The sequence below is a fragment of the Persicimonas caeni genome (assembly GCF_006517175.1).
GTDB lineage: Bacteria > Myxococcota_A > Bradymonadia > Bradymonadales > Bradymonadaceae > Persicimonas > Persicimonas caeni.
The window spans coordinates 4,771,281-4,798,119 of sequence record NZ_CP041186.1; the positions used below are offsets into that span (position 1 = coordinate 4,771,281).

Sequence of the window (26,839 nt, forward strand, 5' to 3'; positions counted from 1 at the left end):
TTATGCGGCAAGCGCGAAGATGGTCCAATAGGCGAGGGCGAACACGAAGCCGGGCGCCGACCAAACCATGTTCGAGCGCGCCGTCAGCGCCGACAACACGAGCGTGGCCAACCCGAGCGGCGCGCTCACGAACGCCACGCCCAGGCTGGCAGTCTGCGCCAGCGACTGATCCGTCCAAATCTCCACGCCGATGGAGCCGAGCGCGATGGCGCCGGTCCCGGCCGCCAACGTCGCCAGCAGCGCCGTCGGCTTCGACGACCACAATCCGGGCGGTTTCTCTTTGACTGCGTTGTTCATGGCTGTGTCTCCGTGCGTATTGCGGTGCACGTGGTTGTTGTGGATCAAAACCCCGGGTCGAGCCCCGGGGCTGCACCGGCGAGGGCTCCGCTGGGGGCAAGCCCCCGCTCCGCGTCAATCCGCGTCATCCGCGTCCTAAACCCCCAAACTCCCAAACCCCTAGACCCCCTACACAAAAAACCGCTCACTGTAAAACTTGCTGAACCGGTTAAAAGTCACCGCACCAAAAGCATTTACAGCGATCCCCACCAGCACCAATGCCTTGAACAATTTACTCAGCGGGCGTCGTCCGACGGCGAGCAAAACGATGAGGTACGGCATGTAGTCGAGGGCGAATCGGTAGCCGAATTGGGCGTAGCCGGTGTTCTGGTACATCAGGTGCGGGATGGCGACCACGGCGACAGTGACCCACAGAAGGCGCCACCAGAACTTGTCGATGTCCGATTTTCGCTCTTCGGGCAGGAAGAGGTAGAAGAAGGCCGGCGTCGTCAAAAACAGACTCATGCCGTGCTTGCTGATGACCACGAAGGGCGCGTCGGGCTGGAAGCGCGGGATGAGGGTGATCAGCGCGGACAGGTTCTTCGACAAGAAGTGCACGTTGAACAGGCCGAAGCGCTGGATGCGCTCGAGGGAGCCTGCGGCCAAGTAGCGGTGGCCGAACTCGGTGAACGACTCGAAGCGAATATGGTTCATCCACAAGAGGCTCAGGCCCACAATCAAACAAGGCGCGCAGAAGAGGGCGAGCTTTTTGATGGCGTCGCCCCAGTCCCCCTTGCGCAGCTTGCCGCCGGGGAAGAAGACGAAGGCGAAGAAGAAGATCGCCGTGAACACCAGCGGCGCGCGCGTGGCGAAGCCGAGCGCCAAGAAGATGCCCGCCAGCAGCGGATGGCGCGCGTCGATGGCGCACAGCATATACAGCAGGGTGAAGGTCACGCCCATGATCAGCGCGGTGAACCACACCTGGCCCATCACCGAGCACCACAGGTGCGCCGAGCCGAACGCAAACAGGAGCGTCAGCCACAGGTTGTCGTCGCGCCCGCGCCCGGTGCGCCCGCCGATGGAGAGGCGTTTGAGCAGCAAGTACATGAGCACCGCGTTGAGCGCGGCGAAGAAGATCGTCCAGACGACGTCGTTGACCTCGTAGCCCCAGATAGCCGCCAACGGCATCATCAAGAAGGAGGGCATCGGCGGAAACGACACGAAGAAGCGCTGTTTTCGCTCCCGGTAGTCGATCTGGTTGCGCTCCAGGTAGACCACCCGGTTGTCGAGGGTCTTGAAGCGCCCCTGGCCCTGATCGTCGAGCCAGATGCCCCGAAAATGCTCCCCGTCCTTGGTCCTCAGATCCCACCAACTCGCCCAGTCGTTCCGGTGCGGCGGGCGCCGGTCGAGCTCGAAGGCGTACTTGCCCTCACGCTTCTTGACCGCCTCCTCGTCGCCCAACTCGGCGGCGACCATCGTATTGAGCGTATTCGCAAAATAGATGAAGTGCGGGTCGGTCGAGGTGTCTTTGACGCGCTCCCACGCAAATAGCGAGTAGACCGCCGCCGACACCACGAAGATGATCAGCGGCAAGACCCACGCTTTTTGGCCCATGCGGCGCCGAAAAAACGCAAAGAGCGACTCGTCGTCGCCGCGCTCGGAGACGACGGTCTGACCCTGCTCGAGCTCGCGCTCGGGGAGTTGATAGGATGAACCCGGTTCGTGAAGCATGGAATGACGGACGTGGGTAAGGATCGAAACTCTGGGCAAAATCGGGCGGATTGTATGCAGCGCGGGGGTTAAAGTCTATAGCAGCGCCTTGCCGGTTCGCCACCTCAACCCCTCCGGCCTCGCAAACGGCGCTCGGCCGACTCCCCTTCGGCCTGAAAGGCGGCCGTGGGGAGTGAATGGTTGGCCTGTCGAAAGGGGTCGGTTCTCGGCGCTTCGCCTGTCGACCACTTTCGCCAGATCGACCGGCCGCCCATCGACCACCTATGCCAGGTCGACCATTCGCCCCCCAGCGCTTCGCCCACTCGATTCGGATCACCTATTCGCCTTGTTTTGAAAGGGGGGATCCGATGCGGGGGTATTTGCCTCCGGTAAAAGACGTGCGGCAGTTAAGGGGGCTCTGATGGCGATTGTTATGTTGGCCTGCTGGGGCAGGCTGTTCCACTGTAGCCGCTCGTCCCAGGTTTTCCGGCGTCGCTGGCGACGTGCGGCGGTCATCGCCAGATAGTCTACGTGGCGAGTTGAGGAATCCGGTGGAGATTTTGTCACCTCGACCTTGAGGCTTCGAGCAGCTTTTCGAAAGGCGTTGCGAAAGGTGCTTGCGACCAGTACCGGCTGACGCATGTGGAGGTCGCCGGGTTCGGGCAAGTCGTCAGGAATCGACAGTCTAAGCCCTAGCAGGGCCGTTGAGGGCGACGCCTTATCAGCGGGATCACTGCCATGCGTCGGCGCGTCAGCGGCCTTATCTTGGCCTTGGATCGCAGCTGGCTCGTCGTGCGCACCCAGCGTGGCTGGCGGCGGCATGTGAATCTCGATCTCTTTTCTGTAGGTCGGCGACGTCGACGAGGTGCATTCGCGGCGGAAGGGGCAGCCCTGGCAGGCTTGTGGGGAGCCGATGCGGAATCTGACGATCACACGGCCGCCGCGCTGGCGCATTCCGGACAGGCCCAGATAGGCGCCTTTCGCACAGCCGATCTGGCGGGTTTGAGCGTCATAGCTGAATCCATCGAGCCCACCGATGCGCTGCTCGACCTTTCGGGTGACACCCTGCCACCAGGCGTGCGATGCCTCGAAGCCGACGGCGAGCGAGGCCGGCTCCGGACGGCCTGCCGCTGGGGCTGCGTGGGGTGCGGGGGCACCGGTCGGCGCGAGCGGCAGCGTGTCGGCCGATTCGAGCTTGCGCGGCGCAGCCTCGACGTCGATAGGCTCGAGCTCGCCGAAGAGCTCGGCGCCCCTAATGGCCCTGAAATTGTGTAGCCAAACCCCCAGCGCCATCATGACCTGCTGGCCGGGCGCGCAATCCGAGTACATCTTCTCCAGATCCATGTGCCGATCGAGTCGGGCAAAGCCGTTTTCCTGGCGGCCGGCCCGGGCGTAGTAGGTGGTGACGACTTCTGCGGCCGGATAGGCCGTCGGGTCGAGATCGCAGGCGTAGACCTCGTACTGAAGCCCGTCGACAAAGCATCCGGCGCCGCGCTTCTTGCCGTCGGTCGGCTCAAAGCAGCTGACCACCAGCCTGGCCCGAGCGTCACCAAGCCAGTAGTCGCCCATTTCGGTCGCCCAGCGCTGGGGGCCGCTTCGGGAATCGTCGACCTTCTGCCATGTCTGCTGGGCCAGCTGAGCGCGCACCGCAGGATCTTTGAGCGGCTCGTAGTAACGAAGCCGGGTCAAAAAGTGCACCGGCGAGCGAAGCGCCGCGCGCAGCTGGGCAAACCCTCCCTGGTGGCCGTCGATGGCCAGAAAACACCGGCCGGGCTCGAGCCCGCGGGCGTTGGCCCATCGCTCTATCAGTGCCAGGCCCTGCGCAAAGTCATCGCTGAGCTGGCCGTTTCCGGCCGCATAATTCATCGCCAGATAAAGCCCGCTTCCCAGATGCTCCAAGATCGACGTCTCCATCTGGACGTCGGCGCGCTTTCGGCCCGAATAGCCCGGTTTGGCGCCCAAGCTGTCGACCCGACGGCGGGCGGGCGGGTACTCCTCGCCCTCGCACAGCGCCCGGCGTCGAAAAGGCTGCACGCGCCCATCGATGGCGAAGCCGTGCCAGGACTGCCCGGTGCAATCGCGCCACAGCACAGCCTCGTAGGCCGAAAAAGGCGCCGCCGGGGTCCATGCTCCGAGCAACTGCTCTTTGAATCGACACGCCATCTCCTCGGGAATGTCGCCCAAAACGCGCGACATCGATGCCTGGCTGCAAAGCCTGTCTCGCCCCCCTGCCGCTGCCAGGGCCTGCGACCACCCTCGGCCATTGACTTCGTCGAGCATCCCACGAAGCCCCGAGTACGTGGGCTGGGCGCTAAAAAAGGCCAGCCCCGCCAGCACCGCGTCGATAAACTGGTAGCCGCTTCGGTCGAGCCGAAACTGCTGCTCGATCTCGTCGAAAATGCCCTCACCGCGCAGATGCTCGCAGGCTACGATATACTCGTTGAAGTGAGCGGGCACTGCTCGCTGCGGCTCGGAACGCTCGTGATTTTGGAGGCTGACATTGAGGCGAGTGTCTGGCATGATCGTCTCCGGATGTAATGATTTCCAGGCTTTGTGCCCGGTTTGTTTTTGGTCGAACAAAATCATTACATCCTTTTTGTTTTCTTGACGATCCTCCCGATCGGTCGCCCCCCACGCCTCCTCGCTGATTCGGATCGAGTGGGCTTCGCGCAGGGGGGCAGGCGCGAAGGCGCCGGGGGGTTGAGGTGACGGGGCGGCAAGGCCAACGCCCTCGCCGCATACACCCCCACGCGCACCTGCAGCTTCACAGCCAGCACCGTGGTATGGATGTGCGACGGCTCGAACAAGCCGATCGACGAGGTCGAAGAGGGCGAGTGGGTGCTGGCGCGCGACGAGAAGACAGGCGCGGTCGAGTGCCGCCAGGTCGTCGCCCCGTACGCCAACCCCGAGCGCGCCATCATCGAGCTCGAACTCGTCGACGAGCAGGGTCGCGTCGAGGTCATTGAGACGACCGACAACCATCCGTTCTTCGTCGAGGGCCAAGGCTTTACGCGCGTCGACGAGCTTTTGCTCGGCGATCGCATCCCCAGCGGCGACGGTTTGGTGCTCGAAGTCGAGCGCATCTATCTGACCGGGCGCATCGAGACGGTCTGCAACTTTGGCGTCGACGACTTCCGCACGTATTTTGTGGGGCAGATCGGGGCGTGGGTTCATAACTGCTACGATGAGTTGCGTGACCTACTTGGCGATATGCCCAAAGAGGAATTCGAGCGTCTATCCAAGAATTGGAACAAAGGAAATCACGACACGCTGGCTGAAAGCCTCCGTTATCACGCAAACAAGCATGGAGGTGGGAATCTCAAAAAATACCTTCGACAAGCGAACGCGTTTAACAAAAGAGGCGCGAAGAGAACTAAGTTGCCGAATGGGGCCGTGAGGTACAACAAGGGCAATGGTGAGTTTCTCATCAAGCGCAATGGAGGCATCGTCTCGTACGGGAGGAATAATCAGTGAATGACCGGGTATCTGACAGTTTAAACGCGCTTGTAGGGCCAATCGCCAATGCAGCGCGTCCGTTCTCGTCGGTTTTAGATGAGGAGGATTACCATGCGTTGGATTGGCTGGAGGACGTAGCCTTCGGTACGCTCAGTTATCTCGAGAAAGGGAAGGTGCCGGAAGATCGAGAGGAGCGAATCAGGACCTTGGAGGCGGGCGCTGAATTGACGTCCCGGTTGCTCGCGAATGTTCGGGAACCACTCGAGCTTCGCGCATCGGTTGCGTTTGTGGAGATGGTGCGGGTGTGGGTTTTGCGTGAGCTATTGGAACGTCGACCGGCTGAATGAGCGTGAGAAGGCATTCTGACAGTGATGCCAATGCGCATCATGGAAGCATGACGCCGCCAGTCATAGGTTTCAGTGGCCGTATTGCCCCTCGACGAACAGCGCCTTGCCGGTTCGCCACCTCAACCCCTCCGGCCTCGCAAACGGCGCTCGGCCGACTCCCCTTCGGCCTGAAAGGCGGCCGTGGGGAGTGAATGGTTGGCCTAACGACACGCGTGGGTTTTCGACTCCTCGTCCATCGACCACCTGCGCCAAATCGACCATTGGCCCCCCCAGCGCTTCGCGCAGGGGGGGCAGGCGCGAAGGCGCCGGGGGGTTACGTGACTGACCGGCAAGGCCGCCGAAACAGTGTCTGACACCTGCTATAATGCCCGCTATCCCACCTCAGCGATTGAATTGAGGCGCTCAATCGGCTAGTAATCGACCATATCAAGTGACGTTATAGTCGAACGCAGGTGAAGTCGTGGTGTCTCGTAACTCCCAAAATCTAATTAGTGCGCTCCGTTGCAGGACGATCGTTCTGCTGGTGTTCGTCGCGATGACGAGCGTCTTGGGAGCCTCGTGCGCCACCGGAGATCTCGACGATACGGAGGACTCCGGGCGCCTCGACGAAGACTTGCCCGACGCGCCCGGCGCCGATGCCGGTGATGTCGCCCCCGACACACCGGATCCGCAGGACGCGACGGACACCCCGCCGGAGATCGACGCGAGCGATGCGTCGGACGCGGTCGATATCGTCGAGGACGTCGAGGAAGACACCTCCGATGCCACCGACGCGACGGACGCGACCGACACGGCCGACGTCGAAGAAGACACCAACACCGAGCCGTGCGGCGGAAGCTGCCCTGCCACGCAGGTGTGCCGCAACGACAGTTGCGTCGACATCTGCACCGAGGCCGGCGTGCAGTGCGGCGAGGCGACCGTCGACGGAAAGACCGCCCAGTGCGGCGGGTGTGGCACGGGCGAGGCGTGCTCGGCCGGCCAGTGCGTCGACCTGTGCGTGCAGGCCGGCGCGGAGTGCGGCGAGGTCACTTGGTCGGGCGCGACCGCCGATTGTGGGCTGTGCCCGAGCACGAGCCAAGACTGCTTCTCCAACCGCTGCGCGCTCGACGGCTACCGTGAGATCACCGGCGGCTACTCGCACACCTGCGCCACGCGCTCCGACGGCAGCGTGCGCTGCTGGGGCGCCAAGCCCATCGTGGGCAGCTCGACCTACGGCCAACTCGGCGACGGCACTACGGACTACTCGCTCAACCCCGTCAGCGTCTCGAACCTGGGCAGCGCCCAGGGCGTGTCGGCGACGAACAACCACACCTGCGCCTGGCTGTCGAGCCGCACCGCGTGGTGCTGGGGCATCAACACCAAGGGGCAGTTGGGCGACGGCACGTTCAACAACCGTTCGGCGCCGGTGCGCGCGGCGTCGAGCTACTCGGACGTCGTCGACATCGCCTCGGGCGGCGGCCACTCCTGCCTGGCGCGCTCCAACGGCACCGTGTGGTGCTGGGGATCGAGCGGGCAGGGCCAACTCGGCGACGGCAACGTCTACTCGAATAACGTGCTCAACCCGGTGCGCGTCGAGACGGTCTCGTCGGCCGTCGAGGTCGAACTCGGCGCCGCATTTAGCTGCGCGCGCCAGTCCGACGGCACCGTGTGGTGCTGGGGCGCAGGCGGCGACGGTCAGCTCGGCGCGGGCACCTTGTCGGGCTCGTCGAGCCCGCTGCAAGTGAGCAACCTGACCGACGTGGTCGATATCGCGGTGGGCTGGCACCACGCCTGCGCGGTGACCCAGGCCGGCGAAGTCTGGTGCTGGGGCAACGGCAGCAAGGGCCAGCTCGGCAACGGCGGCAACGGGAACCGCAGCCGCCCCGTCCGCGTCAGCGGTCTGAGCGGCGCGCGGAGCGTGGCCGCAGGCTACCGTCATAGCTGCGCGCTCGACGATGTCGGCGACGTCTACTGCTGGGGCGGCAACGGCAAGGGCCAGCTCGGCAACGGCACGAGCATCGACGTGAACACCCCGGTCGTGGTCAACTCGCTGTCCAACGCGCTGTCCATCGGCGCCGGCTACGAGTACTCGTGCGCCGTCAAGATCGACGGCAGCGCCGAATGCTGGGGCGATAACCAGTACGGCCAGCTCGGCAACGGCTCGACGACCAGCAGCGAGACTCCCGTTTCAGTGCAGTAATTGGCAGCAATCAGAGGTACCGCAGTGTTGAAGTACAACCGTGTTGTTTTGCTCGTCGCCCTGGCGCTCGTCGTCGGATGCAGCGACGATGACTCCCAAGTGGCTCCCCAAAAAGATGTCGGCGGCTCCGAAGACGCCGCCGTCGAGGCCGACACCGGCTCCGACGCCTCGGGCGACGCCGTCGACGACGTCGAAGAGGACGCCGCCGAACCGGCCGCGCTCCGCGTCACCCCCACCCAGCTCTTTTTCGAAGGCGTCGAGATCGGCCAGACCGCGACCGAGACGGTGCGCCTGGCCAACGTGGGCGGCAGCACACTGTATATCAACAACGCCGAGCTGACCGAGGGCGACCCGGAGAACGACGCCGAGCTCAAGCCCGGCAGCACCTGGGTGGGCGACGACCCGCTGGCCATCGAGCCGGGCACCCACGTCGACCTCGAGGTCGTCTACGAACCCCTCGACCACGTCACCGACCGCGGCGTGCTCAGCATCAGCGGCACCGACCCGGACAACCCGCAGGTCGAAGTCGCCATCGAAACGGTCAGCTCGTACCCCGACATCGATGTGCTGCGCACGCTTCGCTTCGGCACCGTGGCGGTGGGCTCGCCGGCCACCGAAGAGGTGGTCATCCACAACCGCGGCATCTCGCCGCTGACGGTCAACGAGATCTTGATGGCCGGCGACAGCGCCTTCTCGCTGGCGATGCAGGCGCCCTACGAGACCCCGGCGGTCATCGAAAAGGACGACTACATCATCTTCGAGGTCACCTACAATCCGTCGGACGCCGAGACCGACGAGGCCACGATCACCATCGACAGCAACGACCCCGACGAGTCGAGCTACGAGATCGGCGTCATCGGCAACGAGCCCACCCCGTGCATCCGGGTGAGCTCGAAGAGCCTCGACTTCGGTGAGGTGAACACCGGCGCGCGCGGCACCGAGAGCCTGACCATCCTCAACTGCAGCGAGACGCGCCAGTTGCAAGTCTCCCAGATCGCGCTGTCGACCGACGGCGGCGGCGCCTTCACGATCAACCAGGCGCCCGACACGCCCGTGTCGATCCCGCCGCGCACCACCGAGCAGGTCCAGGTGGCCGCGTCGAGCGACGACGTTCGCGACGCCATCGGCGTGCTCGTCGTCGAGTCGAACGACCCGCAGCAGGGCGGCCTGGTGGTCGATCTGCGCGCCTCGTTCATCGACGAGTGAGCCGACGCGGCACCCATAAACTTGTTCCTCGCCGCACGCCTCTCTATACTCGCTGCGAAAAGATGAAATGATCTAGCCGGCGAGCCCCGTGGTGAATGACACCACCGGCGGCTCGCCCTCGCAATGGAGCGTTGTATGCGTGCATGGAATCGTGTGGTGATGTCTGCGGCCGTGACGGCCGTTCTCGCAGCGGTGATGGTGGCAACCCCCTCGGACGCCTCGGCGCAATACGTCGACCGCGACGACGAAGTGCGCTTCGACGAGGAGTTCGACAAGAACGAGTATCTGGTCGCCCCGCGCATGCGCGCCATCGTGGTGCCCGACTTCATGCTCGACATCTGGTACGACGAGCACGCCAGCCACTGGGACGGCCAGGCCAACATGGCCTACGGCCTCGAGTTCGTCTGGCGCAAGGTCGACGCCTTCGAGATGAGCACCGCCATCGAGTACGCCGACCTGAGCATGCCCAGCGGCTTCTGGAAGGAATCGGGCGACAACCCCGCCGAAGCCGACTTCACCGAAGTCGACATGCAACTCCTGTCGGCGGTCGTCTCCGGCTACTGGTACTGGGACGTCCAAGAGTGGTTCGCCCCCTACGTCGGCGGCGGCGTGGGCGCGGGCATCGTGCTCGGCGACATCGTGCGCTACGACCCGGTCGACGGCTCGACCTGCCAGGGCGAACTCGGCGGCGCCAACGGCTACGCCCCCAACTCCTGTTTCGGGGACGACGGCCAGCCCGATCCTTCGCAGATCGACCAGAACAGCCGCAAAGTCGAAGACGACGTGCCCGCGGTCATTCCGATGATCAACCTGACCGGTGGCATGCGCTTCAATATCGGCAAGTACGGCGTGGCGAAGTTGGAGGTCGGGTTCTACGATTACTTCTTTGCTGGGGCGTCGCTCGGGGCGCAGTGGTGAGAATGCGTGCGAGTCGTGGGGAGGCGAGTCGTGGGAAGGCGTACGAGTCTTGGGAAGGCGTGCAAAGGAGCTACGTTCCTCCCCGCTTTGCAGTTCAAAAGTGGGGAGGACCAAGGAGGGGACCCCTCCTCCGCGAGCAAAGCGAAGTGGAGGAGGATCGAGGAGGAGGAAACCAAGCCCGGGCAACCCGTTTCTACCTCTCCCTCAATCCCTCTCCATTTCGCTTCGCTACATGGAAAGGGAGTCCTCTCCTCAATCCTCTCCTTCCCTTCGCTGCGCTACGGGCGGAGAGGAGGCACGTCTTGTGCTCGATTGCTCCCCCCTTGCCAACCCACCCATCAATTTAGTATCCACTCACCAGCAGAACGAAAGTCGAACGAACCATAACCAAAGAAGGAGCGGTCGATGGACAAGGTATTTGAATCGGCGGCCGACGCCATCTTCGATCTCGAAGACGGCATGACGGTCATGAGCGGCGGGTTTGGCCTGTGCGGCAACCCCGAGAACCTGATTCGCGCCATTCGCGAGAAGGGCACCAAGGATCTGGAAGTCATCAGCAACAACTGCGGGACCGACGACTACGGCCTCGGCATCTTGCTGAATAACAAGCAGATCCGAAAGATGGTCTCGAGCTACGTGGGCGAGAACAAGGAGTTCGAGCGCCAGTATCTGTCCGACGAGCTCGAGGTCGAGCTCAACCCGCAGGGCACGCTGGCCGAGCGTATCCGCGCCGGCGGCGCGGGCATCCCGGCCTTCTACACTCCGACCGGCTTCGGCACCGTGGTCGCCGACGGCAAAGAGACCCGTGAGTTCGACGGGCGCATGTACGTCATGGAGACCGCGCTGCACGCCGACTTCGCGTTCGTCAAAGCGCAGAAGGGCGACAAGCACGGCAACCTGGTGTTCAACGCCACCGCCCGCAACTTCAACCCGCTGATGGCCAAGGCCGGCAAGATCACCATCGCCGAGGTCGAAGAGCTCGTCGAGCCGGGCGAGTTGGATCCCGACGAGATCCACCTGCCGGGCATCTACGTCCAGCGCATCCTGCAGGGCGAAAACTACGAGAAGTGGATCGAGCAGCGCACCACGCGCCCGCGTGGGTAATTTCGGACACTTTTCGCACGAATCGACTCAACGATATCGGAGATTGAGACCATGGCTCTGACACGTGAACAGATTGCACAGCGAGCCTCCCAAGAGCTCGAAGACGGCTTTTACGTCAACCTCGGCATCGGCATCCCGACGCTGACCGCCAACTATATCCCTGAAGGCATGCACGTGACGCTGCACAGCGAGAACGGCCTTCTGGGCATCGGCCCCTTCCCCTACGAGGGCGAAGAGGACCCCGACCTGATCAACGCCGGCAAGCAGACGGTGACCACGCGTCCCGGCTCGGCGTTCTTCGACAGCGCCGAGAGCTTCGCGATGATCCGCGGCGCGCACATCGACCTGACCCTTCTGGGCGCCATGCAGGTCGCCCAGAACGGCGACCTGGCCAACTGGATGATCCCGGGCAAGATGGTCAAGGGCATGGGCGGCGCGATGGATCTGGTCGCCGGCGCCAAGCGCGTGGTCGTCTTGATGACCCACACCACCCGCAAGGGCAAGCCCAAGCTCCTCAAGGAGTGCACGCTGCCGCTGACCGGCACCGGCGTGGTCGACCGCATCATCACCGACCTGGCCAGCTTCGACGTCACCGGCGATCACCTGACGCTTCTGGAGACCGCTCCGGGCGTCAGCGTCGACGACGTGCGCGAAGTGACCGAGGCGGAGTTCGAGGTGGCGAGCGACGTTGCTGAAATGAAGCTTTGATTCAGTCGGTTGACTGAATCGGAAGCCCGCGGGATGTTGTGTTCCGCGGGCTTTGTTTTGTCGTCATTTTGTCATCATAGCTAGGATGGCGCCCCCCATCCGCCCTTCGCTTCGCTACGGGCACCTTCCCCCAGGGGAAGGGATGCTGTTGCGAGAAGCTACGTGGTTCAGGCGCGCTAGGTCAGCCCTTCCCCTGGCGGAAGGTGCCGAGCGCGTAGTTTAGCGCGAGGCGGATGGGGGGCCTCGAGAACCCACACTTTGCAAGTTTGAACCTCATGAACCTAGGCGAAATCATCGAATTCAGCTCCGGCGACGACCACCGCATCGGCGTGATCGTCGGGGAGATCGGCAAGAAGAAACTCGAGGTGGTCACCTCCGAGGGCGACGAGATGCGCGCGACGCGCAAGGAGGTCACCTTCGAGACCGGTGTGAGCGTGGCCGACTACTCGTCGACCTCGGTTGCCCAGAGCGGGGCGCGTCGCTTTGCGAAGAAGGTCGAGGAGTTCGCCGAGGAACTCGACCTGCCCATCTTGTGGCAATTCGTCAGTGACATGGGCGAGGCGATGGGCCCCGAGGGGATCGCAGAGCTCTTCTTCGCCACGACCGAGCCGGCGGCGAGGCTCGCCGTCTTGAGCGTGCTGCGCGACGATATCGTCTACTTCAAGCAGAAGAAGGGGCCGACCTTCGAGCCGCGCTCGGAGTCGCAGGTCGAAGAGCTCAAAAAGCAGGTCGAGGCCGAGCTCCAAAAAGAGCGCGAGCGCCAGAATTTCGTCGACGGCGTCGTCGAGATCTTGAAAGCCGACGATGACGCGCGCGCCGAGGTCGCCGACGCCAAGATGGCCGACCCCGACTTTCGCAAATTCGCTCGCATCATCCAGAAATACGCCATCTACGATCAGGACCACGACCGCGCCGACCAGGCCAAAGAGCTCCTGGACGAGATCGAGGACGGGTACGGCCGCCATCTCAAGGGCCGCTACGGCTCGAAGGCGTTCCACCTGATGGTCGACATGACCGTGTGGGACGAGCACGAAAACCTGCACCTGCTTCGCCACAATATCTCGCCGGATATCGCCGACGAGATCGTCGAGGCTGCCCAGGTGATCTGCGAGCGAAGCTGGGAGCCGGAGGGCTACCGGCGCGACCTGACCGACGTGCTCATGTTCAGCATCGACTCGGCGTCGACCAAGGACATCGACGATGCGATCTCGTGCGAGAAGCTGCCCGACGGAGGCTATCGCGTCGGCGTGCATATCGCCGACCCGTCGGCGCGTGTGGCGGCCGGCTGCAACGTCGACCTCGAGGCGCGCGGGCGCGGCACGAGCATCTACCTGCCCACGGGCATCTTCCCGATGTTTCCGCACAGCCTGAGCCACGAGAAGATGAGCTTGGTGGCAGGCGAGCTTCGCCCGGCGGTCTCGAGCCTGATGACCTTCAACGCCGACCTGGAACTGGTCGACACCGAGATCGTGCCGGCCATGGTCGAGGTCGACCACCGGCTGACCTACGACGGCGTCGACCAGATCCTCGCGAACCCATCGGAGGCAGACCTTCCCGGTCTGGATACCAGCGCCTCCGAGAATCTGGCGTCCTCCCTCCAATCCCTCCAAAAGATCGCCCGCGCGCTGCATGAAGAGCGCGTCTCGAACGGCGCGGTCAACATCGACCTGCCCGAGCTCAAGCTCAAAGTCGACTACACCCCCGGCGGCGAGCCCACCATCTCGACGCGCGTGCTCGACAGCAACTCGCCGTCGCGTCAGCTCGTCAGCGAGGTGATGGTGCTCAACAACCGCGTGCTCGGCGAGTTCTGCCGTGACCACGAGCTGCCCACGATCTTTCGCGGCCAGGCGCCGCCCGAAGAGGAGCTCTACACCGACGATATTCTGAGCCTGCCCGAGGGGCTGGCCCGGGAGTTCGCCCTGGTGCGCAAGATGAAGCCGGGCGACGTCACCACCCAGCCGACCTCGCACTTCGGCCTCGGCCTGGCGGTCTACGTGCAGGCGTCGAGCCCGATTCGCCGCTACACCGACCTCGTCGCGCAGCGCCAGATCAAGGCGTTCCTGGCCGAAGAAGCGCTCCCCTACGGTGAGTCGGATATCATGGAGGTGTTGGGATCGGTCGAGAGCGCCGCGCGCGGCGCCTACTTGGCCGAGCGCGAGACGACGCGCTACTGGACGCTGTATCACCTGGGCACCACCCTCAAAGGCGAGCCGCTCGAGGCGACCGTCGTCGAGCACAAAGGCCACGATAAGGCGGCCGCAGCGGTGTTCGTGCACGACGTCGCCTTCAAGGCGAATTGCAAGTTCCGCGACCGTCCGCCCGTCGGTGCAAAGTGCGAGGTGATGGTCGTCAAAGCCGACCCGCGCAAAGACGTGCTTCAACTTCGCGGGGCGTGAAGGTGACTCAGCCCGTTCGTCTCTTGTCCGTCTTCTTGTCCATCTGGGACGGACTCCACAGCCACGCGATCGAGCCGAAGGTGATCGCGTTGGCCGCGGTGCTGGCGTAGACCTGCAGCTCGGGCACGAGCATGCCCACCACCGCGGCCGAGGCGAATCCTAGGGCCACCCAGCAAAGCCGCATATCCGAGAGCAACCCCGCCCCGACGATGGCGAAGGCCGCCATCATATAGTCGGAGGTGCGCGCGACTTGCAGGTTCCCGTCGACGTACCACACCGCCCAGCGGGTGAACGCCAGCGCGCCGAATAGCGCCACCAGCAAGTAGATGACCCGCCGGTTGACGGCGTTGCGGAAGATGCGCTTGCGAAAGAGCGACACGCCCACGACGACCAGGACCAGGTTGCGAAAGCCCGAGATCATGTGGTTCTCGAGTTGCTCGGCGTAGCTGAAGTGGCCCTGGTCGATGCGGATCGCCGCATACAGGCTCGTCGCCGTCCAGACCACTCCGAACACAATCGCCAGCCGGCTGCGTGAGGTCGTCGCCGTGCGCAAGTCGAGGGCGCTCTCGAGGCGCTTGAGGCGCGCGAGATCTCGCCGGTCCTCTTCGCTGCGCTCGGCGAGCTCGGCGGCGCGCGCTTCGAGCCGCGGGTTCGGCTCGGGCAGCTCGGCGAGGCAGGCGCGCGCAGCCTCCACGTTCGCCTGACTCAAGTAATGCTCCGTCATCGCCTCCAAACAGCGCTGCAGCCCCTCGGAGGCGAGCGCATTCTCCGGCCACAATCGAAGCGCCTGATAAAAGCCAAAGCGGCACTCGCCGTAGGTGTCGTGGATGGCGGCCAGGTCGGCTTCGTCGGCCTCCAAGAGCCGCTCGAGCTCCTCGCGCTTCTCGTCGGCCGACTGCGCCAGGTCGATGGAGTCGCGATGCTTCAAAAAGTCGTGCAGCGCGTCGCGAAACGCCTCCACCGACTCGTAGCGCTCCTCGCGTTTGGCGCGGCACGCCCGGTTGGCGATCTCGGCGAGCTCGGTCGGGATATGCTCCCCATACTCGTAAGGCTGCGAGGTGTAGGCGTTGTACATCACCTCGAGCAGTCGATTGCCTCCGTGGCGCGGCTCGCCGGTCAACACGTGGTGCAGGGTGGCGCCGAGCAGGTAGACGTCGGCGCGCTCGTCGAGCCCCTCGGGGGAGTCGAAGGTCATCTCGGGGGCCATGTACTGCGGCGTGCCGGCGACGCCCGAGGCCTCGGCGAGTTGGGGCAGCAGTTGCTTGTCCTCGTCGACGGCCAACGCGATGCCCCAGTCGAGCAGGTAGACCTCGTCGAAGTGGCCGATCATGACGTTTTCGGGCTTGATGTCGCGGTGCAGAATCCCGCGGCTATGCGCAAAACGCACCGCGCTGCACACCTGCAACAAGATCTCGATATGCTCGCCCAGCGCGTCCAGACGCCGCTCGTCGTCCAGCTCGGCGAGCATGCTCGTCCACGAGGTGCCCTCGACGCGCTTCATCACGATGAGCGGCGCGCCGTCGCGGTTCTTTCCGACCGTGTAGATGGGCAGGATATTGGGGTGCTCGAGATAGCCGGTGACGTAGGCCTCTTGGAGGAGCAGCCGCGCGGCGTCCTCGTCGGCCCCGGCGCGGCTCGTCTTGACGGCGACCTCGCGGTCGAGCGGCACCTGGTTGGCCAGGTGAACCACGCCCATGCCGCCCTCACCGAGGGTGCCGAGCATGCGCAGATCGGGTGGGGCGGCGAGCGGCTCGTCGGTGTCGAGGCGCATCTCGGGCAGGGTGTGCAGCCGCTGTCGGCTCGCCACCCGAACGGTGTCGCCGTCGGAGACGATCGTCTCGCCGCCGTCGCTTAGCAACGTGCGTGCGTCGAGGGTTAATGTGTCGAGATAGTTGTGGAAACTCTCGAGGTCGCGATACTCGCGCATGGGCTGATACGTCGGAGAGAGCAATTCGGCTGGCCGCCACGTTAGCAGCATGGCGACCACCCGAAAAGCCTCACCGAAAAGCCCTGGCGAACCGGTCAGCTCGCCTTGAAGATCTTGGCCGGGATATTCTGCTTGAGCGCTGCCGCCGCGGTGATCATGCTGGCGCTGAGCGCGCCGCCGATGCCGCAGGTGGCGATGTCCTGGCCGGTCAGATACAGGTCGCGAACCGGGGTGTGCGCGCGCAGAAAGCGCTTCTCGAAGCGCTCGGGCGTGTGCGCCAGCCCGTAGATCTCGCCGGTGTCGTAGTTGGCGAAATGCTTCGTCGACAGCGGCGTCGACAGCTCGCAGTGGTCGATCTCACCTTCGAGTTGCGGCTCGACGGCGTAGAGCTTGGCGAGCATGCGCTCCGAGAGCCGCGCTTTGAGGGCGTCGTACTCCTCGCCGCGCTTTTTCCAGCGCGTGCCCTCCCACTCCCGAAACCAGTCGTAGGGCGCCACGGTGATGATCTCGACGGTGGCCGTTCCCGGATAGCGTCGCTCCCAGTCGGGATCTTTGGCCGACGGAAACGAGATATAGGTCACCGGAAGCTCGGTCTCCTCGGGGTTGGCGACAAAGCGCTCGACGTTCTGGTCGTGGTCGTAGTTGTCCGGGTAGAGCCAGTAGTTGGCCTTGGGGAGCTCGAGCTCCTCGGCGGTCTTCTGGAAGCCCAGGTACAGGCAGATATGCGAGGCCGACGGCTCGACCTGCTGCAGCTCGGAGAGCATGTCGTGGCGGCGGGCGACGTCCTCGGGGAGCAGGCTCGAGACGGTGTTCATGTACCCGGCGCCGCTGATGACCATGTCGGCGCGAATCTCGCGGTCGTCGGCCATGCGCACGCCCACGGCCCGGTCGTTCTCGATGAGGATCTCGTCGACCTCGGCGCTCACCGCGATGACCCCGCCGGCTTGCTCGATGACCGGCGCGATATGCTCCAAGATCGCCCCCGAGCCGCCTACCGGATACGCCCCGCCGCTAAAGTAGTGGCGCGCGACCATCGCGTGCATCGCAAAGCTGCTCTTCGACGGCGGCAGGCCATAATCGCCCCACTGGCCGGTGAGCACGCCGATAAGGCGCTCGTTGGAGGTCAGCTCGCGCATCACCGACAGGGTAGAGCGGCCGGCGAGGTCCAAGAATTTCGAGCGCAGGAATCGGCCGGTGAGCTTGCCCAGAAGAGGCGGCATCGCCTTCTCCATGAAGTACTTCTGGCCCTGGCCGACCGCCTTGAAGACGAGATCGACGTAGTCGTCGATCGCCTGCTGGTCCTCGGGCGCCTCGAAGTGGCGCTTGAGCTCGGCCTTGAAGTTGTCGGTCCCCTTTCGAAACGGGTAGACCTCGTCGCCAAAGCAGATCTGGTCGTAGACCTCGCCCATATCCGCCCACTCGAGCTTGCCGTCGGTCACGTAATCGAAGAGCCGACGAAGCGTCGAGTTGGGGCGGGTGACCTCGCCCACGTAGTGCAGCCCGACGTCCCACTCGTACTTCGGTCGGCGAAACACGTGGGTGAACCCACCGGCGGTGTAGTGGCGCTCGAGCACGAGCACGCGCTTGCCCTCTTTGGCCATGATCGCCGCGGTGGCGAGGCCGCCGATGCCGGAGCCGATGATCACCGCGTCCCAGTGACCCGAAAAGTCGTGACGTTTGTACGAGACGGTCGATTGCTTCATGAGATACCTGTCGGCGAGGAAAACATGTCAGCTTCGCAAATGATGGGGCCCGAATGACGTGTGGTCATACAGTATCGCCGCGACCCGGTTCGAGCAAAGCCCCCGCAGAGTCGCGCCGAGCACGCTCGACCAACTCGGGAAGACGTCGAGCGTCCGTTCGAGCACGATAACCTGCTCCACGGAACCCTCGAGGGTACGATCGAGGACGCTGGAGTAAAATTGGAAGGTGTCGAGGGTGCGATCGAGGAGGCTAGAGTAAAATTCGAGACCCTCGAGGGTCGGATCGAGTACTCTGGAGTAAAAATCGGAACCATCGAGGGTCGGCTGGAGGAGGATGACGTACGCGAAGAAGGTGTCGAGGGTTCATCGAAGTACTCTGGAGTAAAAATCGGAACCATCGAGGGTCGGCTGGAGGAGGATGACGTACGCGAAGAAGGTGTCGAGGGTTCATCGAAGTACTCTGGAGTAAAAATCGGAACCATCGAGGGTCGGCTGGAGGTAAAGTAACTTGTGCCCAGCGCATGAAGAAGACGCACCGGTGCGTCGACCGGCGAATTTTGCCGGCTTGGAAGCTGCTGATTCCCATGTTGTCGACGAGTATGCGGGCAAGGCCCGCCTCGTTTTTGAAGCCTCCCCGGCCAGGTCGTACACCGCATACTTCGCACGCCTGACCCGACGCCACCACCTACACCGACGCCGCTGCGGCAACTCCCATGGCACAGGCTCATCTTCACGCCAGGTCTCTTACTTCGACGCTTCCGCGAGCCCGCACCGGGCAAATCCGACCGTTTCGCCACAAGGACGAAACTGCCGGCTCGGCCTCCGCCGAGCGCGCCGAAGATGTACAGGCCGACATCCCATCGAAGATACGCTCGCTACGAAAGCTTTGTTTTGCGGAACGAGGAAACCGATTCCGCCGCAGACCGAGCCCACCGGCTCGACCACCGGCTGGTGAGCCAAGACCAACTTCGACTCACCCGCCCATTTGAAGAGGAAACTCGTGCGCACGATACGTCTACCCCTCACTACTGTTTTCGGCAAAATGGACCGATTCGTTGCGCGAAAAATTCGAGATCCTGCTCTGACGGCAGCCTGGGCTCGTTTTTTCTGCAATTCTCTGATCGTGGATCTGTTCTCTTATGCCGAAGAGGCCGACGCCGAACCCGGGTGGTTCGAACCACGCGAACTGTGTAAACTCCCGCGCAGCAGCACGTCTTCTTTCTCGACTGATTGGTAGTCACGATGTATCGAACTCTCTTCGCTCGCCTGCTCCTCGCCGCGTTGCTCGTCCTGAGCGCCTGCGGCGGCTCCGAGACCGACAACAACGCGGCCGACACCGGCGTCCAAGACGCCGCGACCGACGTCGCTCCCGATGCGGGTGACCCGTCAGATGCCGCCGACACGGTGTCCGCCGACACGGTGTCTGACACCATGTTGGACACCGCGCGGGACACCGCCGACACGGTGTCTGATACCGTGTCGGACGCCGAGCAGGACACCGACCCAGATACTGAAGAAGACGCCGGCGAGCAGGTGCCGCGCGACGGGTTCGGCGCGATCTCCGGCTCGTGCGGGGTGCTCGACGACGAGCTGACCAGCGGGGAGTCGTTCTTCATCGAGAACACCATCGACTTCGGCACCGACCCGTACGACGACGCCGACGAGTCGCTCCTGACCGACGGCGGGCGTGAAATCATCGCCGACGGCAACGCCGGCGGAAGCTCGATTCTGTCGGAGGTCTTCGCCTATGAGGTGCTCGAGCGCTGCGAGCTCGCCACGCTGTTCAAGACCGAAAACGAGGTCAGCTACACGGTGTCTGACACCTCGATTACCGACCTTCTGGTCGAGATCGACGGCCTCAAGGTCGGCGTGAGCGTCACCCGCGCGGTGGGCTGGCCCCGCGAAGATCCCTACACCGTCGAGCAGGCGACCACCCTGCTGACCGACAAGCTGCAGGACGTCCAGGAGAGCAGCGCCAACGTCGCCGCCGAGGACGCGTGGACCAAGCAGATCTTGCACGTCATCGCCTACGAGCCGCAGCACGCCGACTCGCTCGAGACCGCCTACGGGCAGCTCGACGCCAGCGTGGTCGCCGACACGGTGGTGTTCGTGACCGTCAGCAGCGGCGACGACGCTTTTCTGTATTGAAGGTCTCTTTCTGAATCTACCTGTTCGAAACCGACCTGCTCGCACCAGACGGGACTTTGCGCGGCTCGCGCCTATAATGGGGCCGAGCCGTTCAAAATTACCGAGAAAAGATTGATTGAGGGAAGGTCATGGAGCGCGACACAGAATCGCTGCGCAGCCGTTATGTTCAGGTGCGAACTTTCTCCGAGCAGCTGTGCGAGCCGCTCGAGACCGAGGATTACGTCGTCCAGTCGATGCCCGACGCGAGCCCCGCGAAGTGGCACCTGGCGCACACGACTTGGTTTTTCGACCAGTTCATCCTCCAGGAGCTGTGCGGCCGCGAGCCGTATAGTGAGCCGTTCAATTTCCTGTTCAACTCCTACTACAACGCCGCCGGCGACCAGTACACGCGCGCCCGACGAGGCATGATCACCCGGCCGACCGTCGAGCAGGTCTACGACTACCGCAACGCCATCGACGACGAACTCCAAAACGTGATCGCCAAGGGCGACCTGAGTGAGGAGTTCGTCCTGCGGCTCGAAGTCGGCCTCAACCACGAGCAGCAACACCAAGAGCTTCTGCTCACCGACCTCAAGCACCTGATGTGGCAAAACCCGCTGCGCCCGGCGCCCTATCCGCAGGAGCACGAGCCGTTCGCCGCCGAGCGCAAGCAGGAGCCGCGCGAGATGCGCCGCCACGCCTTCGACGGCGGGGTCTACGAGATCGGCTATGGCGGAGACGGCTTCTCCTACGACAACGAGAGCCCTCGCCACGAGGTGCTCTTGCAGCCCTTCGAACTCGCTCGCCGGCCGGTGACCTGCGGCGAGTACCTGCAGTTTATCGAAGACGGCGGCTACGAGCGCCCCGACCACTGGTTGTCGGACGGATGGGCGACGGTGCAGGAGCAGGGCTGGGACGGCCCGCTCTACTGGGAAAAGCGCGACGGCCAGTGGCACCACTACACCCTCAACGGCATGCGCCCCGTGCAGCCCAACGAGCCCGTCAGCCACGTCAGCTACTACGAAGCCGACGCCTTCGCCGACTGGGCCGGCGCGCGGCTGCCCTCCGAGCAAGAGTGGGAGGTCGCCACCCAGGGCCAATTCATCGAGGGCAACTTCGTCGAGTCGGGCAACTTCCACCCGCGCGCCGTCGAGACCGACCCGGAGGGCTTCACCCAGATGTTCGGCGATGTGTGGGAGTGGACCCGCAGCTCCTACGGCCCCTACCCGGGCTTCGAGCCCTTCGAAGGCGCGCTCGGCGAGTACAACGGCAAGTTCATGTGCGGCCAATACGTGCTGCGCGGCGGCTCCTGCGCCACCTCCAAGACCCACATCCGCGAGACCTACCGCAACTTCTTCTATCCCCATTCGCGCTGGCAATTCTCGGGGATTCGCCTCGCCTGGTGATGGCGGAATTTGGTTGTCTGGAGCTCGTAGAGCGGAATCCCCTTTTTCATAGCCCCATGCGAAGCGAAGCGGAGCTTGGGGTGACGTGTCACAGACTCCGCACAAACTCCACGAGCGTCGTCACCCCAAAGCCAGTCCCGCCGACGATGCGAAGGTCGTCGCCTTCGACCGAGTAGGCCGGTCCGGCCATGTCGATGTGGGCCCAGCGGTCGACGTCGACCCAGCGCTTCAAGAAGAGCGCGGCGCTGATCGCGCCGCCCCAACGGCTGCCGATATTCTTCATGTCGGCCACCGGCGAGTCGAGTTGCTTGTCGATGTCGGGGGGGAGCGGCATGCGCCACAGCCCCTCGCAGCCGCGCTTCGAGGCGTCGGTGAGCCCGGCGACGAGCTCGTCGTTGTCCGAGAAGAGCGCTGCGTGGTAGCCGCCTAGCGCCACGACGCTCGAACCGGTGAGCGTGGCGAGGTCGACGATGGTGTCGACGTCGTACTCCTGGGCGTAGGCGAGCGCGTCGGCCAGGACCAGGCGGCCTTCGGCGTCGGTGTTCAAGATTTGGACGGTCTTTCCGCCGTAGCCGCGCACGATGTCGGCCGGTCGGGTGGCCCGTCCGTTGACCGCGTTTTCGGCCGCGGGCACCAAGAAGTGGATCTCGATGCCTTCGGGCTTCAACTCGCCCAGCACGCGCGCCGCGCCGAGCACGGCGGCGCCGCCGGCCATGTCGCTGTGCATGAACTTCATCCCTTCGGGACGCTTCATGCTGTAGCCGCCGGTGTCGAAGGTGATGCCTTTGCCCACCAGCGCGACCTTGCGGCGCACCTCGCCGTCGGGGCGGTAGATCAGGTGGATGAGGCTGGGCGGGTTGTCGCTGCCTTTGCCGACGGCCTCGATCAGGTTGAAGCCGCGCTGGACGAGCTCGGCGCTGTCGAGCGAGGCGCACTCCAGGCCGGCGCGGCCGGCGATGGCGCGGGCGCGGTCGGCGAACTCTTCGGGCGTGAGCGTGCCGGGCGGCTCGTTGACCATGTCGCGGGCCAGCGCCACGCCGTGGGCGATCAGGCCGACTTCGTCGAGCGAGACGTCGACGTCTCGGCCGTTTCGCACCAGCGTGAGCGTGTCGGGCCCCTCGTAGTCTTGATCTTCGCGGCGCAGGTACTTGTCGAAGCGGTAGATCCCGTAGCTGACGCCCAGCGCGACCTCGGAGGCCGCTCGGGCCGCGCCCTTGCCGTCGTTTTGTCCGTCGGGAAGCGCCAGCGCGACGTGTTTGGCGCGCAGTTCGAAGGCGCGACGCCCGGCGCGAACGCCGCCACGCCACAGCGCGTCGCCCGCGCGCTCGTCCTCGCCGCCCAATCCCACCAGGAGCACGCGCTCGGCGCCGAGCTCGTTGAGCCGGCGAAACACGATCGTCTGGCCGGGCTTCGCCTCGAACTCCTCGCGCTCACACTCGACGAACAGGTCGAGCCGCGACTTCTCGCTGATCATGCGCAGCGCGTGACAACGCCGCTCCTCGAGCCCCTCGACCGACACGGGAACCACGAGCAGATCGGCCTCGATTTCAGTCGTGCCCTTGTCGCTAGTCCGATAGTCCATTGTGGCTCCCTGGATTTGGTATGGATTGGATTCGGTATGGCTTAGATGTGGTATTGCTTGTTCGAAAAGATGACCGAGCCCGCCGCGACCGCAATGCCGCACATGATGGCGAGGATGATCGCGCCGAGCCACCAGTCGATCGTCAACGGTTGGTCGAAGACGAGCTGATCGAGCATGCCCAGTCGGCTCGAGGTGTTGAACTCGGCGGCGTTGCGCATGTGAAAGCGAACGCTGAGCAGTTCGAGCACCGGCAGGAACGAGAAAATGAGTTCCACGACCACAAAGTAAAGGATGCCCGCGAAGAGGCTCTTGGCCACCAGGGCGCCGAGCGCGGCGAAGATGGCGGTGTAGGCCGCCGTGCCCAGCACGGTGGCCAACAGGATCTGCACGATGGTGGTCAACGACGTCCCCATCCCGCCCGAGGCGATCGCGACGATGGCGAGCAAGGAGATCACCGGGATGAGCACCAGGCCCACGGCCACCGTGGTGCCGGCGAGCCATTTGCCCAAGAAGAGCGCCGGCTTGGGGACGGGACGCAGCGTCAGGTAGGTCAGCGTGCGCCCCTCCATCTCGTCGACCAGCGCCGGACCACCGTAAAAGACGGCCGCCAGCGGGATCAGAAACGGGAACATCACCCCTTCGACGGTCTCCGAGAACATCGACAGGCCGTCGATATTCTCGAAGAAGACGTAGATCAGCGCGAAGACCACCGGCAGGAGCTGCACGCACAAGAGCACGAGCGTCTTCTTGGCGAACAAGAGCCTGCGCAGATCGGTCGTATAGATCGTCGCAATCTGGCTGCCGGGATTTACTGTACGGGCTGTGGTCATGTTTTCGGTCAACTGCAGGTCTTGGATGGTTCGAACGCCAGGTTCCGAGGCGAGCCTCGGGGTTGCGCGGGCGCGCGATCACTTCACGAGGTACTCGAACACCGACATCAGGTTATTGTCCGGCGACATGTAGCCGCGAAGCTCGATGCCGTGCTCGCGGGCCAGCCGCGGGATGCGCGGGTAGCAGCTGTCGGGGTCACGCGTGGCGACCTGGAAGCCCTTGTCGGTGAACTCGACGCGCACGATGTCGTCGTACTCGGTGAGCATGGCGGCGAATTTTCGCGGCGCGTCGCAGTCGATGAAGATCGTGTGCGGGTGCTCGTCGATGAGCTCGCGAATCTTGTAGATATTGCCCTCGGCGAGCACCCGGCCCTTGTTGATGAGCAGGATGTCGCGCGTCATTTGCTCGACCTCGTGGAGCACGTGGCTCGACACGAGCACCGTCTTGCCCTCGTCGCCGAGGTGATTGACGAGCTCGATCATCTTGTGGCGGCCCACCGGATCGGTGCCGGTGAGCGGCTCGTCCAGAAACAAGACGTCCGGGTCGTGTGAGATCGCCTGGGCGAGCTTGATGCGCTGGCGCATTCCCTTGGAGTACTCCTCGATGGGCCGGTCCTTGGACTCGGTCATCCCGACGAGCTCGATCGTCTCGTCGGCCATCTTGTCGGCTTCGGCCGGAGAGTATCCCTGCAGCCGCGTCAGGTAGGTGACGAACTCCTTGCCCGTCATCTCCTCGTAGAAGGCGTCTTGCTCGGGGACGAGCCCCACGCGCGAGAAGATCTTCGAGTTGTTCCAGATCGGCTCGCCGAACATGCGCGCGGCGCCCGTCGAGGGGCGAAGCTGGCCGCTCAGGATCTTCATCAGCGTCGACTTGCCGGCGCCGTTCGGGCCCAGAAGGCCGGTGACGCCCGGGCCGATGTCGAGCGAGATGTCGTTGACGCCGATCACCTGGCCGTACCACAGCGACAGGCGGCGAGCCGAGATGACGACCGGATCTCCGCCCACACGGGCGATCGGGCGCTCGGCGCGCGTCTGCTGAGTCTTCTGAGCAGTCTGAGCAGTTGCGGCTCCATTGGCTGTTTCGGTGCTGCTCATGCGATCCCCTCGAGTTTGTGGACGCGCCAGCGGATGCCGAAGAGGGCGAGGCCGGAGACGGCTACCAAGATGAGCATGGGCGCGATGATCGGCACGTCGGGCGGCGACGGGTCGAGCAGGCCCTGGCTGAGCAGCCAGAAATTGCCTGCCAGGTGGGTCAGGTTGGCGGTATCCGCCCCCGAGCTGGCCACCCCGACGATGGCCGCGACGACCATCGGCACGAATAAGACGCCGATCCACCCCAGCACCGCGTAGCCGGTGCGCCGCGTCAGGCTACTCAGCCCGAGCACCACGCTGCTGACCACCGCGGCGATGCAGGCCGACAAGACGATCCCGACGAGCGTCTGCTTGATCATCGGGCCGGCGAGGTCGGTGCGGTAGAAATACGCCGCCCGAAGCCCGCCGATGAGCACCGCCGGAACGACCGTGACCAGCGAGCAGAGCATGGAGATGCCCAGGAATTTGCCCAGGATATACTCCCAGCGCTCGACCGGGCGTGAGAAGTAGAGCTGGAAGGTGCGGTAGCGCAGATCTTCGGCGATCGCCCCGCAGCCGCTGGCCATCATCAGAAGGGCGGCCGAGAAGAACTGCATCTGCAGCACGAAGGTCACTGCCCCGGCGCCGAGGCCCTCTTCACCTTTGCCGGCCAGCGCCTGCAAGGAGGGCATATTCTCGCGCACGCCGTACTCGACGAAGACCAGGCCGAGGGTGATCAGCACCGGAATCCAGAGCAAGAAGAGCAAAAGCTTGGTGCGCTTGAGGCTCCAAGCGAGCCCGAAGGTGGCGCGTGCGAAGATCCACCAGCCGCCGCCGTCATCGAGCGGGCCGTCGTAGCTGACGTAATTTTGTTCGTGTATTGCCATTACGCTGTTGCTGCTTCGTTGTGTTCATCCAATAGCGTCAAGAATGCTTTTTCGAGCGTCAGCTCACCCGGCATGAAGTGGCGCACCTGGATGCCCTCCTCGAGGGCGACGTCCAAGATGGCGAGCGGATCGGCGTCGGCGCCAAGGCGCACGAGCAGGCGAAAGCCCTCGCGCTCGACGTCGAAGCCCCGCGAGATCAGCGCCTGGCGGAAGCGCTCGTCGTCCTCTTTGGTCTGAATCTCGATGACACGCTCGCCCTTGTCGGCCTTGAGCGCGTCGATGGGGCCGCAGTGGATCAACTCGCCTTGGTCGAGCATGATCACCGACTCGCAGACCCGCTCGACGTCGTAGAGGATGTGGCTCGACAACACGACGCTCACCCCGCGGGCTTTGACGTCGTTGATCAGGTCGAGCATCTCGTCGCGCCCCTGCGGGTCGAGGCCGTTGGTCGGCTCGTCCAAGAAGACGAGTCTGGGCCCGTGGACCAGCGCCTGGGCGAGCTTGACGCGCTGCTTCATGCCCGTCGAAAAGCCGCTCAGTTTGCGGTAGCGCGCCTCGCCCAGCCCCACGTAATACAGAGTCTCGTGGGCTCGGCTGAACGCCTCCGAGCGGGGCATGCCCGTCAATTCGCCCATCAGGCTGACATAGCGCACCGCCGTCATATACGGCAGGTAGCAGTCGTTCTCGGGCATATAGCCGATGGCCTGACGGATCTTGTGGGCCTGCTCGGGCAGTCGGTGGCCGAGCACGCTGGCGCTGCCGCGGGTCATCTCCAGCAAACCGAGCAGGGTCTTGATCAGCGTCGACTTGCCGGCGCCGTTCGGCCCCAGCAGTCCCACGCTTCCCTCCTCGATTTGCAGGGTGATCCCCTTGAGCGCCTCGAAGTTTCCGTAACTCTTTTGGACGTTGTCGAGGTCGAACAGCATGTACGGCTTGGGGTCTAGGGGTTTAGGGGTCTAGGGGTGTAGGGGTTTGGGGACGGCCGTGATCGTAGTCGTGATCGTGA

At 64.2% G+C, this 26,839-nt stretch carries 21 protein-coding genes; 11 read left to right on the top strand and 10 right to left on the bottom strand.

Annotated elements, in window-relative coordinates:
* The 3 genes from FIV42_RS17535 to FIV42_RS17545 all read right to left on the bottom strand — a co-directional run bounded on the left by FIV42_RS17535 (window position 1) and on the right by FIV42_RS17545 (window position 4,506).
* A complete protein-coding gene (locus tag FIV42_RS17535) occupies window positions 1-297 on the bottom strand; it encodes a hypothetical protein (protein WP_141198944.1) in 297 nt (98 codons plus the stop codon).
* A 168-nt stretch (window positions 298-465) separates the two neighbouring features.
* Window positions 466-2,007 carry a hypothetical protein gene (locus FIV42_RS17540; protein ID WP_141198945.1) on the bottom strand — a complete coding sequence of 514 codons (1,542 nt, stop codon included), beginning with the start codon at window positions 2,005-2,007 and terminating at the stop codon, window positions 466-468.
* A 312-nt stretch (window positions 2,008-2,319) separates the two neighbouring features.
* A complete protein-coding gene (locus tag FIV42_RS17545) occupies window positions 2,320-4,506 on the bottom strand; it encodes a hypothetical protein (protein ID WP_141197440.1) in 2,187 nt (728 codons plus the stop codon).
* Window positions 4,507-4,773: 267 nt separating this feature from the next.
* On the opposite strand from FIV42_RS17545, the gene FIV42_RS17550 reads away from it, so the two are divergent.
* From FIV42_RS17550 to FIV42_RS17585, 8 genes are all read left to right on the top strand, one after another.
* The gene (locus FIV42_RS17550; RefSeq protein ID WP_141198946.1) at window positions 4,774-5,460 is read left to right on the top strand and encodes a polymorphic toxin-type HINT domain-containing protein; all 687 of its coding nucleotides are present in this window, start codon (window positions 4,774-4,776) and stop codon (window positions 5,458-5,460) included.
* Window positions 5,457-5,789: a hypothetical protein gene (locus tag FIV42_RS17555; RefSeq protein ID WP_141198947.1), complete on the top strand. Its 333-nt coding sequence runs from the start codon at window positions 5,457-5,459 to the stop codon at window positions 5,787-5,789. Before FIV42_RS17550 ends, FIV42_RS17555 begins: the two co-directional genes overlap by 4 nt.
* Before the next feature lie 535 nt (window positions 5,790-6,324).
* Complete coding sequence (locus FIV42_RS17560; protein WP_141198948.1) at window positions 6,325-7,968, top strand: RCC1 domain-containing protein; 1,644 nt, start codon at window positions 6,325-6,327, stop codon at window positions 7,966-7,968.
* Window positions 7,969-7,992: 24 nt separating this feature from the next.
* Window positions 7,993-9,174, top strand: coding sequence for a choice-of-anchor D domain-containing protein (locus tag FIV42_RS17565; protein WP_168210732.1), 1,182 nt, complete (start codon window positions 7,993-7,995; stop codon window positions 9,172-9,174).
* Between the two features lie 135 nt (window positions 9,175-9,309).
* Window positions 9,310-10,092 carry a hypothetical protein gene (locus tag FIV42_RS17570; protein WP_141198950.1) on the top strand — a complete coding sequence of 261 codons (783 nt, stop codon included), beginning with the start codon at window positions 9,310-9,312 and terminating at the stop codon, window positions 10,090-10,092.
* Window positions 10,093-10,497: 405 nt separating this feature from the next.
* Window positions 10,498-11,196: a CoA transferase subunit A gene (locus FIV42_RS17575; protein WP_141198951.1), complete on the top strand. Its 699-nt coding sequence runs from the start codon at window positions 10,498-10,500 to the stop codon at window positions 11,194-11,196.
* Window positions 11,197-11,247: 51 nt separating this feature from the next.
* Window positions 11,248-11,904, top strand: coding sequence for a CoA transferase subunit B (locus tag FIV42_RS17580; protein ID WP_141198952.1), 657 nt, complete (start codon window positions 11,248-11,250; stop codon window positions 11,902-11,904).
* Between the two features lie 275 nt (window positions 11,905-12,179).
* Entirely contained in the window at window positions 12,180-14,300 is a 2,121-nt protein-coding gene (locus tag FIV42_RS17585) for a ribonuclease catalytic domain-containing protein (RefSeq protein WP_168210733.1), read from the top strand.
* Window positions 14,301-14,307: 7 nt separating this feature from the next.
* On the opposite strand, the gene FIV42_RS17590 is transcribed toward FIV42_RS17585, so the two are convergent.
* Window positions 14,308-16,278 (bottom strand): serine/threonine-protein kinase, encoded by a 1,971-nt coding sequence (locus FIV42_RS17590; RefSeq protein WP_141198954.1) that lies wholly within the window; start codon window positions 16,276-16,278, stop codon window positions 14,308-14,310.
* Between the two features lie 44 nt (window positions 16,279-16,322).
* Complete coding sequence (locus tag FIV42_RS17595; protein ID WP_141198955.1) at window positions 16,323-17,930, bottom strand: phytoene desaturase family protein; 1,608 nt, start codon at window positions 17,928-17,930, stop codon at window positions 16,323-16,325.
* A 60-nt stretch (window positions 17,931-17,990) separates the two neighbouring features.
* Between FIV42_RS17595 and FIV42_RS17600 the strand changes: the two genes are divergently transcribed.
* The 3 genes from FIV42_RS17600 (at window position 17,991) to egtB (ending at window position 21,463) form a co-directional block, all read left to right on the top strand.
* Complete coding sequence (locus FIV42_RS17600) at window positions 17,991-18,437, top strand: hypothetical protein (protein WP_141198956.1); 447 nt, start codon at window positions 17,991-17,993, stop codon at window positions 18,435-18,437.
* Window positions 18,438-19,172: 735 nt separating this feature from the next.
* Window positions 19,173-20,078, top strand: coding sequence for a hypothetical protein (locus FIV42_RS17605; protein ID WP_141198957.1), 906 nt, complete (start codon window positions 19,173-19,175; stop codon window positions 20,076-20,078).
* A 128-nt stretch (window positions 20,079-20,206) separates the two neighbouring features.
* Entirely contained in the window at window positions 20,207-21,463 is a 1,257-nt protein-coding gene (gene egtB / locus FIV42_RS17610) for an ergothioneine biosynthesis protein EgtB (RefSeq protein ID WP_141198958.1), read from the top strand.
* A gap of 88 nt (window positions 21,464-21,551) precedes the next feature.
* Here egtB and FIV42_RS17615 read toward each other — a convergent pair whose 3' ends face one another.
* The 5 genes from FIV42_RS17615 to FIV42_RS17635 form a co-directional block, all read right to left on the bottom strand.
* On the bottom strand, window positions 21,552-23,045 hold the full coding sequence (locus FIV42_RS17615; RefSeq protein WP_141198959.1) for a leucyl aminopeptidase family protein: 1,494 nt from the start codon (window positions 23,043-23,045) through the stop codon (window positions 21,552-21,554).
* 41 nt (window positions 23,046-23,086) lie between these two features.
* Window positions 23,087-23,875, bottom strand: coding sequence for an ABC transporter permease (locus FIV42_RS17620; RefSeq protein WP_141198960.1), 789 nt, complete (start codon window positions 23,873-23,875; stop codon window positions 23,087-23,089).
* 78 nt (window positions 23,876-23,953) lie between these two features.
* Complete coding sequence (locus FIV42_RS17625; RefSeq protein ID WP_141198961.1) at window positions 23,954-24,970, bottom strand: ABC transporter ATP-binding protein; 1,017 nt, start codon at window positions 24,968-24,970, stop codon at window positions 23,954-23,956.
* Window positions 24,967-25,833 carry an ABC transporter permease gene (locus tag FIV42_RS17630; protein ID WP_141198962.1) on the bottom strand — a complete coding sequence of 289 codons (867 nt, stop codon included), beginning with the start codon at window positions 25,831-25,833 and terminating at the stop codon, window positions 24,967-24,969. The genes FIV42_RS17625 and FIV42_RS17630 overlap by 4 nt, the downstream gene beginning before the upstream one ends.
* A complete protein-coding gene (locus FIV42_RS17635) occupies window positions 25,833-26,759 on the bottom strand; it encodes an ABC transporter ATP-binding protein (RefSeq protein ID WP_141198963.1) in 927 nt (308 codons plus the stop codon). Before FIV42_RS17635 ends, FIV42_RS17630 begins: the two co-directional genes overlap by 1 nt.
* Window positions 26,760-26,839: the final 80 nt, after the last annotated feature.